Raw genomic sequence first — 4,332 nt, forward strand, 5'->3', positions numbered from 1 at the left:
CCTGCCCGCCGGGGCCGCGGCGATGGGCCGGGCGGAGTTCCTGGCGTCCACCGCCTCGCTGGCCGACGACCCGGCGGCCGCGGCGGCGACGCTCGGGGCGCTGGCCCGGGCCTTCCTCGCGGTGGCGGACGCGGACGGCAGCGGCCGGGTCGACGCGGACGAGTTCTTCGCCTTCCAGCGCGGCCACTTCCCGCAGTTGCGCCGCAGCGACGCCGACGCCGCCTTCGCGCACCTGGACCGGGACGGCGACGGCGCGCTGTCCGCCGCGGAGTTCGAGAGCGCGATCATCGAGTACTGGACCAGCCGCGACCCGGCCGCCCCGGGCAACTGGTGGACCGGCAGCCCGCAGGGCGACCCGGCCCCCACCACGCTCTGACGGCTTCCCGGCCCGCCGGTGGGGGCCGGCAGAGGCGGCGGAGGCCGACGGAGGCGGCGGTTCCGGGTTGACCGGGCGCCCGCGCCCGGGGGAGCCTGACCGGCATGACGGAACACACCCCCGACGCTCCCGACGGCCCCTACGCGCTGGACGACCTGCTGGACGCGGCCCGCGCCGGTGCGGTCGCCCGGGGCCACAACGAGGTCACCACCGGGCACCTGCTGCTGGCGCTGCCCGGCCGGGTGCCGGGCGTCGAGCCCGGCGCGCTGGCGGAGGCGGTCGAGCAGGTCCTGGCGTCGCACACCTGGTCGCGCTTCCCCGTTCCGGCGGGCGAGTTCCCCCCGCTGTCCCGGTACGCGGGCGACGTCCTCACCCGGCTGGCCGGCGACGGGCCGGGCCCGCTGGCGGCGCGCCTGCCGCTGGCTGTCCTGGAGTGCGAGCCGACCGGGCCGGGCCGCCTGGCGCTGCACGCGCTGGGCCTGACGACCCGGCGGGCGCACCGCGAACTGCTCAGCGCGGCGGCCGGCTGACCTCCGACGCCCCCGCTGCCCGGCCGGGCCGCGCCACCGGCCGGCCGGGGCGGCGAGCACCCTCGGCGAAGCCGTCCGGCCCGTCCGTCAGCGCGGCGGCCGGCCGGCCTTCGGCACCCGGCTCGCGGCGCGTCTGCTCCCGGCGAGGTCGTCGACCTCCCGGGTGGTGAGGGCCTCGGCGACGGGCAGGCCGGTACCGGCCGAGGCGGCGAGTCGTTCGCGGACCTCGCGCGGGGTGCGCGGCCGCCAGCCGGGCCCGTCGCAGCAGCCGGACGCGAACCGGACGCCGGACTGCAGCAGCGCGGTGAGCGCCCGCCAGGCGGCGGTGTCGGAGCGGCGCGGGACGTGCAGGTCCTGCCCGGCGTCGATCAGCGGGCCGCGACAGCGCGGGCAGGTCTCCGTTCGCTGCCCGTGCCGCTTGTAGGACGCCCGGCAGGGCAGGCACACGTGGTGCCGGCTGCCCGTCCCTCCTCGGAAGCACATGCCCGCATCCTGACGCACCGTCACCACCTGCGGCAACGCGTTTTCCGGCGTCCCGCCGGGGCTGCGGGGTGGATCGGGGCCGGGCGGGCAGACTGGCGGCATGAGCGCTTCCCGCACCCGGGGCACGGGCCCCGTTCCGCCGCCGCCGGACCACGACGAGGCGCACGGGGGTGGGCTGGGCGGGCGGTTGAACTGGTTGCGGGCAGCGGTGCTGGGGGCGAACGACGGTGTGGTGTCGACGGCGGGGCTGGTGGTGGGCGTGGCGGGGGCGAACGCCTCGTCCGCCGAGCTGCTGACCGCGGGTCTGGCGGGTCTGCTGGCGGGTTCGCTGTCGATGGCGGCGGGCGAGTACGTGTCGGTGAGCACCCAGCGGGACGCGGAGCAGGCGGCGCTGGCGCTGGAGCGGCAGGAGTTGCGGCTGACGCCGGAGGCGGAGCTGGCCGAGCTGGCGGGCCTGTACGAGGCGAAGGGGCTGGATCCGGAGCTGGCCCGGCAGGTGGCGGTGCAGTTGACCGCGCACGATGCGCTGGCGGCCCACGCGGAGACCGAACTGGGCATCGATCCGGACGAGTTGACGAATCCGTGGCACGCGGCGTGGGCGTCCTTCGCGGCGTTCACGGTGGGTGCGCTGCTGCCGCTGCTGGCGATCGTGCTGCCGCCGCAGTCGGTGCGGGTGTGGGTGACGGTGCTGGCGGTGCTGGCGGCGCTGGTGGTGACGGGCTGGGCGAGTGCCCGGCTGGGCGGGGCGGACCCGCGCCGGGCGGTGCTGCGCAACGTGCTGGGCGGCGGGGTGGCGATGGGCGTGACGTACGCGGTGGGGGTGCTGCTGGGGGCCTCGACGGGCTGAGCCGGGCCGGGCCGGGCGGGGTGCACGCGGGGAGTGCATGCGGGGGGGCACGCGGCGGGGTGCACGTGGGGGCCCGTACCGGGACGCGTGTCCGGTGCGGGCCCCCGGGGGGCGCGGGGTGGGTCAGTAGCGCAGGTCGGCGGCGATCCGGCCGGCGTCGGAGAGGGTGCCGTCGGGGACGAAGCTGACGGTGGCTCCGGTGTCGAGGGCGCGTTCGACGACCTCGTCGACGACGTCCTCGCGGGCGCCGTCCTGGCCGTCCTCGGCGGGGACGAGGTGGTCGCCGTCGTCGCGGGCGGTGGTGCGGAAGTTCTCCTCGACCACCAGCAGGGCGATCCGGCCCTCGGTGGCGGTCTGCCAGACCTCGTCGATCCCGGCGGCGAACGCCTGGCGGCCGCGGGCCTTGTCGAGGCGGGCGAGGGCGTCGGTGATCTCCTGGTCGGCGTGCGCGCGCAGGGCGGGTTCGACCACCTGGCGGACGGTCTCGGCGGTGCCCTGGGCGAGGCCACCGTGCGGGATCTGCGCGGTGGTGGCCTTGGTGATCGGGCCGACGGCGTCCAGCAGGGCGAGCGCGGGGGCGTCGCCGACCACGTACAGCGGGCGGGGGTCGGCGGCGAGGACCTTGCCGATCGCGGTGTCGGCCTGGCGCAGGAAGGTCTTGGTCTCCTCGTCGCGGAAGGTGCTGGGGGTGTCGCCGATGCGTTCCTGGCGTTCGGGGTCGGGGTTGTCGTAGGTGCGCACCAGCGGGAAGCCGTGGGCCTGCTCCTCGGTGACGCGTTCCTGGTTGCCGCCCCACAGGACCACCCGGTCGGCGGCGACCGCGAGCACCCAGTAGGGGCGTTCGGCGATCTGCGAGGAGACCAGGTTGCGGGTGAGGAAGGTGTCGGACAGGACCACCCGGGCGGGGGCGGTGCGGCCGAGTGACCAGACCTGGTGCTCGCCGGGCGCGACCAGGATCGCCAGGCCGTCCTCGGCGTGCACCAGGTCGACCTCGGCGACCGCCTTGTCGAGCTGCTCCAGGACGTTGATCCGGTCGGCGCGGGAGACCTCGGGGTCGGCCTGGACCTTCTCCTTCGCCTCCGCCACCAGGTTGCGCAGCCGGACCGGGTCCTGTGCGTTGTCCGGCTCGCGGCGGTGCGTGGGCATCAGGATGGACACCGCCGGATAGGGGCGGGGCCGACGCAGTTCGGCGAGGACGGCGGGGGTGAGGGCGGGGTGCATGGAGACCCTTTCCGAAGGCGGTTCGGCCTTCTGTGCGTGGACGCGCGAAGCCTGGCTGCTGCTCCCGAATGTCCCAAATGTACCTATTTGACCTCCGGGGCGTCGAACCGCCGGGCCGGACGGCGCTCCCGCCCGCGCCCCCGCTCGTACCCCTGCCCGCGGTCGCGGCGGCGGGCCCGGCCGCGGAGCGCCCGGTGGACGGCGAGCACGGCCGCCGCACCAATGGCGTAGCCGAGCAGGTCGGGCAGGTCGAAGGTGGTGCCCAGGAGCAGCCGGCTGAACCGGCTGTGCTCGCCGAGGTCGGCGGGCAGGCCGCTGGCCTGGAACAGTTCCACCGCCCAACTGGCGGCGAGCGCGGTGCCGGCGGCGGTCCACGGGCCGAGGCGGGGCGCGGCGGCCATCAGCACGGTGTGCAGCAGCGCGGTGTACAGCGCCCCACCGAGCAGGGCGGCCGCGGCGGCCGGCACCAGGGCGGGCAGGGCCAGTCCGAGCAGCAGCACCGCGCCCGCGCCCGCCAGCCAGCCGACCCGGGCCCGCCGCTCCCCCGGGCTCTCCGCCGAGCGCGGCGGGCCACCCCGAACGGCCTCCCGGGCGGCCTCCGGGGCGGCCTCCCGGGCAGCCTCCGGGGCGAGGGGTTGACGGTGCGTCACTTCCCGTTCCGGGGGCGTCCGGTGGCCTTCCGGACGGGGGTGCTGGCGGTGCGGCGGGCGCCGTTCGGTGGTGCGCATCCGCACAGCCCATCACACGGGGTGCGCGCGAGTGCCGCCGGGGCCGGTCCTGCGGCGGTGGCGTGCATCCGGCCGGGCGGTGCGGACGGCGGGACGGCGGTGGGTGAACTCCCCTCCGGCGCGCCGCGGGTGGTGGTCGGGCGGCCG

At 77.3% G+C, this 4,332-nt stretch carries 6 protein-coding genes; 3 read left to right on the forward strand and 3 right to left on the reverse strand.

Annotated elements, in window-relative coordinates; genetic code table 11:
• The coding region (locus ACFUEL_RS35920; RefSeq protein ID WP_380241823.1) for an EF-hand domain-containing protein at positions 1-376 on the forward strand (376 nt) is incomplete at its 5' end.
• Between the two features lie 104 nt (positions 377-480).
• Complete coding sequence (locus tag ACFUEL_RS35925; protein ID WP_380241825.1) at positions 481-906, forward strand: Clp protease N-terminal domain-containing protein; 426 nt, start codon at positions 481-483, stop codon at positions 904-906.
• Between the two features lie 87 nt (positions 907-993).
• Here the strand turns inward: ACFUEL_RS35925 and ACFUEL_RS35930 are convergent, their stop codons facing one another.
• On the reverse strand, positions 994-1,389 hold the full coding sequence (locus ACFUEL_RS35930) for a hypothetical protein (RefSeq protein ID WP_380241827.1): 396 nt from the start codon (positions 1,387-1,389) through the stop codon (positions 994-996).
• Positions 1,390-1,489: 100 nt separating this feature from the next.
• On the opposite strand from ACFUEL_RS35930, the gene ACFUEL_RS35935 reads away from it, so the two are divergent.
• Complete coding sequence (locus ACFUEL_RS35935; protein WP_380241829.1) at positions 1,490-2,236, forward strand: VIT family protein; 747 nt, start codon at positions 1,490-1,492, stop codon at positions 2,234-2,236.
• 123 nt (positions 2,237-2,359) lie between these two features.
• Here the strand turns inward: ACFUEL_RS35935 and ACFUEL_RS35940 are convergent, their stop codons facing one another.
• Both ACFUEL_RS35940 and ACFUEL_RS35945 read right to left on the reverse strand, forming a co-directional pair.
• A complete protein-coding gene (locus ACFUEL_RS35940; RefSeq protein WP_380241830.1) occupies positions 2,360-3,457 on the reverse strand; it encodes a chemotaxis protein in 1,098 nt (365 codons plus the stop codon).
• Between the two features lie 83 nt (positions 3,458-3,540).
• Positions 3,541-4,107 (reverse strand): DUF2809 domain-containing protein, encoded by a 567-nt coding sequence (locus ACFUEL_RS35945; RefSeq protein WP_380241832.1) that lies wholly within the window; start codon positions 4,105-4,107, stop codon positions 3,541-3,543.
• Positions 4,108-4,332: the final 225 nt, after the last annotated feature.

Origin of the sequence: Kitasatospora sp. NPDC057198 (genome assembly GCF_042670125.1) — a bacterium.
In the GTDB taxonomy this organism is placed as follows: Bacteria; Actinomycetota; Actinomycetes; order Streptomycetales; family Streptomycetaceae; genus Kitasatospora.

Excerpts from the sequence above, each read along its gene's own strand:
- ACFUEL_RS35930 (WP_380241827.1), bottom strand. The coding sequence starts at position 1,389 with ATGTGCTTCCGAGGAGGGACGGGCAGCCGGCACCACGTGTGCCTGCCC.
- ACFUEL_RS35940 (WP_380241830.1), bottom strand. The coding sequence starts at position 3,457 with ATGCACCCCGCCCTCACCCCCGCCGTCCTCGCCGAACTGCGTCGGCCC.
- ACFUEL_RS35935 (WP_380241829.1), top strand. The coding sequence starts at position 1,490 with ATGAGCGCTTCCCGCACCCGGGGCACGGGCCCCGTTCCGCCGCCGCCG.
- ACFUEL_RS35925 (WP_380241825.1), top strand. The coding sequence starts at position 481 with ATGACGGAACACACCCCCGACGCTCCCGACGGCCCCTACGCGCTGGAC.